Annotated in this window: 5 protein-coding genes; all 5 read left to right on the top strand. The window is 59.2% G+C overall.

What is annotated here, in order from left to right; genetic code table 11:
* Positions 1–189 precede the first annotated feature (189 nt).
* On the top strand, positions 190–1,203 hold the full coding sequence (locus JNL86_17095) for a sodium:calcium antiporter (GenBank protein ID MBL8044627.1): 1,014 nt from the start codon (positions 190–192) through the stop codon (positions 1,201–1,203).
* Positions 1,193–2,236, top strand: a complete 1,044-nt coding sequence (gene pdxA / locus JNL86_17090) for a 4-hydroxythreonine-4-phosphate dehydrogenase PdxA (protein MBL8044626.1) — start codon at positions 1,193–1,195, stop codon at positions 2,234–2,236. Before JNL86_17095 ends, pdxA begins: the two co-directional genes overlap by 11 nt.
* 12 nt (positions 2,237–2,248) lie before the next feature.
* Complete coding sequence (locus tag JNL86_17085; protein MBL8044625.1) at positions 2,249–2,575, top strand: hypothetical protein; 327 nt, start codon at positions 2,249–2,251, stop codon at positions 2,573–2,575.
* Between the two features lie 15 nt (positions 2,576–2,590).
* The gene (rsmA, locus tag JNL86_17080; protein MBL8044624.1) at positions 2,591–3,397 is read left to right on the top strand and encodes a ribosomal RNA small subunit methyltransferase A; all 807 of its coding nucleotides are present in this window, start codon (positions 2,591–2,593) and stop codon (positions 3,395–3,397) included.
* A gap of 97 nt (positions 3,398–3,494) precedes the next feature.
* Positions 3,495–3,652, top strand: a 158-nt coding sequence (locus tag JNL86_17075; protein MBL8044623.1) for a hypothetical protein, incomplete at its 3' end; no start/stop codon positions are given.

Genomic DNA, 3,652 nt, shown 5'->3' with positions numbered 1-3,652 from the left:
CTCCGGAGTATGACGACTGCAAACGCATTGCCGAACAGAGCGGCAGGCCGGTAAAGGACATTTTAGAGGAGGCCATGCTGGCGTTCCGGCGCACGCAGGCCGGAACGAAACGGACGACGAAACGCGCATGAGTCGACGCTGCTACCCCAATACCTCCAGCCGGAAGACGGCACTCTTGCGAGGGCGCCTGTGACCATTCTCTTGTATGTCGGCATGTTTGTGGCTTCGGTGGTCATCACCTTGGCCGGGTGCCATCTGTTCACGAATGGCATCGAATGGCTCGGCAAGCGCATGAACATTTCTGAAGGTGCCGTCGGAAGTGTGTTCGCTGCCGTCGGCACGACGCTGCCCGAAACGTCCATTCCGATCATCGCGATTTTTTTCGGGGCTGGCCGGGAGCAGATGGAGGTAGGGCTTGGCGCCATTCTCGGGGCTCCCTTTATGCTCAGCACATTGGTATTGCCTATCCTCGCGCTGTTGCTGCTGCTGTATGCCAAGCTCGGGAAACGGACGGCGACCTTCAAGCTCAACTACGGCGAGGTCCGGGTCGATATCAGTTTCTTCCTCATCAGCTATGTATTAGCGTTGACCTGTGCGGCGATTCCTTCGCGTGTCCTCCACATTGCGGTGGCGGTGGTGCTCCTGGCGATGTACGTCTACTACATGAAGCTGAAATTTTCTGCGGAAGATGAGGAGTCGGAAGGGGGTGGAGACCTGGAACCCCTGCTGTTCGCCCGCCGCTCCACCAAACCGTCCTATTTTGTGATCGGGCTGCAGGGCATCGTGGGCTTGCTCGGTCTGGTCGGGGGTGCGCATCTCTTCGTCACGGCGGCCAATTCGATTTCAGCTGAAATGCAGGTTTCACCGCTGATCCTAGCGCTCCTGATCGCTCCCCTGGCCACGGAATTGCCCGAGATGTCCAATAGCTTTTTGTGGTTGTACCGGAAGAAGGATCGGTTGGCCGTCGGTAATGTGACCGGTGCGATGGTCTTTCAGGGCTCGATCCCGGTCTCCGTCGGATTGCTCGGGACAGAGTGGACCCTGGGGACCACGGCGTTGGCGACAATGGTTCTGGCCGTCATTGCCATGGGCATGAGTCTGTTGCAGGCAGTCTGGTCTGGGCATTGGCGGCCCTGGTTGCTCAGCGGCAGCGCGCTGCTGTACCTTGGATACACCTTATTTTTGTACACCCATGGCTCGTAAACCCTCACAACGATCGGTCCGCCCTGTCTTGGGTCTCACGATGGGAGATCCAGCGGGCATCGGACCCGAGGTCATTGCCAAGGCGCTCGCCGACAAGGCGCTCGCGAAGCTCTGTCAGCCGGTGGTCATTGGTTCCCGCCCGATCATGGAACGAACGATCAAGTGGCTGGACCTACCGTTGGAGGTGGTGACGTTTGATCCGGCGAGCGGTGCACGATTGAAGCCCGGTCAGGTCGCTGTCGCTGATCCATTGGAACGTCCGCTGTCGAAATTTCGCATGGGTGTGGCGTCGGCCGTGACCGGCGCGGCTTCCATTGCATTCATCAAGGAAGCGGTCGAGTTGGCGCAGACGGGGAGCGTGGGCGGAATCGTCACGGCGCCTATCAATAAAGAAGCGATGAACATGGCCGGCTTTCACTACCCCGGCCATACGGAATTACTGGCCGATCTGACCAAAACCCGAGAGTTTGGGATGATGATCGTGGGCGGACCGTTGAAGATCATGTTCACTACGACCCATGTCGCGATCAACGCCCTGTCTCCGCTCTTAACCAAGGAACGGATTACGAAGGCCATTCGTCTGGCGCATCTCGGGTTGACGAAGTATTTCGGCATCGCGCGCCCGCGAATCGGCGTGGCGGCATTGAATCCTCACGCCGGGGAACATGGGCTGTTCGGCAACGAGGAACAGACCAGTATTGCGCCAGCCATCAAGTTAGCCAGGGCGGCGGGCATCAAGGCCAGCGATCCCCTTCCCGCCGACACCCTGTTCGGCAAAGCCGCCCGCGGCGACTACGATGGCGTGGTGGCGATGTATCACGATCAAGGGTTGATCCCCCTCAAGTTGGTCGCATTCGGCACCTGCGTGAATTTGACCGTGGGGCTGCCGATCATCCGCACGTCGGTCGATCATGGCACGGCCTACGATATTGCGGGCAAAGGGGTAGCTGAACACGGGAGTTTGTTGGAAGCGGTGAAGGTCGCGGCCCGTCTGGCACAGTCCTGGTCTCCCGTCCACCAACCGTCCCGATAGGAAAGAGGAGACATGTCCATATTAAACGCAGGATCTTCCGCGGCAGCCATCATCGATCAGCAGGTGAAGGAGTTGGACGCGATCGCGACAAGGACCATTCAGGACTTTAACACCACCCTAGGCACTGAACGCGTGGGACAGTGGAAAATTCGCACGGTGGCCCTGCTCCAGCAACATGCGGGACAGGCCGAAGCGGATGGTCTGGCGCGAAAAACTGCAGGCATGGCGTTTACCAACGATTTGATCGAGGAGTTCAGCGACGAAGTGGAATGTTATCGGTCCTATCTTGTCACGCTGGCGAAACGCCTGCGGACGACGGCTCCTCACACCGTCGGATAGAAAGCCGCCTGAACCATGGCCGCGTCCTTCCCTCCAGCCCTGAAACGGCTTGGTCAAAACTTTCTCATCGACCCGAACATCATCCGCAAAATCGTGTCCCTGGCGGCGCTTCGTCCCGACGACACGGTGCTGGAAATCGGACCGGGGCGGGGAGCCCTGACGGCCGGGTTATGTGCCGAAGCCGGGCGGGTCATTGCAGTCGAGATCGATCCGCAACTGCAGCCTCAACTGCAAGAGACGCTTGGACATTGTCGCAATCTCGACCTTCGAATCGGGGACGCATTGGAATTTCCCTTCGATAGCCTGTCGCCGCGGACGGTGGTGGTGTCGAACCTGCCGTATTACGTCTCCACGCCGATTCTGTTTGCATTACTCGATGCCCGTGCCCACTTCGATCGTCTGGTGCTGATGCTGCAAACCGAGGTGGCCCTTAGATTGGCTGCCAAACCGAACAGCGAGGACTACGGAGTGCTGTCGGTTCTGACGCAGGAAGCGGCAGAGGTGGAGGTGGCGTTTCGTGTGTCGGCGAATTGCTTCCGCCCCCGCCCGACGGTCGGGTCGGCCGTCGTGCATCTCAAAATCAAAGACCGGAATGGAGTCGATCCGGTCCGTTATGAGCGGTTCCGTCGTCTGGTGCGAGCGGCCTTTGCCCATCGTCGGAAGACGTTGGTGAATTCATTGCGTGATGAGGGATATCCGTCCGAGCGGGTTTCCCGCGCGATGGAGGCGGTTGGTGTTCCGGCTCAGTCTCGCGCAGAGACGCTGACCCTCGATGACTATCGCGCGCTCGCCTCTGCGTTCGACGATGGCGAGTCGGCTTGAGACAAAATTCTTACGCGCATGAGTAGCGGCGTTATGGCCTTGCGCAACATTGCCGCTTTGTTTGAAAAGGCCTTTTCCCTGTGCTACGATCCGCCGCATGGGTGTATCCACCACGGCAAAGCGCGGTGACGCCCGCTCAGCCCCTTCCCGTTCCTCTCATGTGAAGCGCGAAGTGATCGGGGTTCTCCTGATCGCAGTCGGTCTCTTGATCCTGCTCAGTCTGGTGTCGTTTGTTCCCGGCGACGCCAAATCGAT

The organism is Nitrospira sp. (genome assembly GCA_016788885.1).
Taxonomy (GTDB): domain Bacteria; phylum Nitrospirota; class Nitrospiria; order Nitrospirales; family Nitrospiraceae; genus Nitrospira_A.
Note: the sequence above shows the minus strand (reverse complement) of the source record. Positions and strands in the feature narration are given on the sequence as shown.

What these genes read in the sequence shown, in the direction of transcription:
- JNL86_17085 (MBL8044625.1), top strand. Translation starts at nt 2,249, where the DNA reads ATGTCCATATTAAACGCAGGATCTTCCGCGGCAGCCATCATCGATCAG.
- rsmA (MBL8044624.1), top strand. Translation starts at nt 2,591, where the DNA reads ATGGCCGCGTCCTTCCCTCCAGCCCTGAAACGGCTTGGTCAAAACTTT.
- pdxA (MBL8044626.1), top strand. Translation starts at nt 1,193, where the DNA reads ATGGCTCGTAAACCCTCACAACGATCGGTCCGCCCTGTCTTGGGTCTC.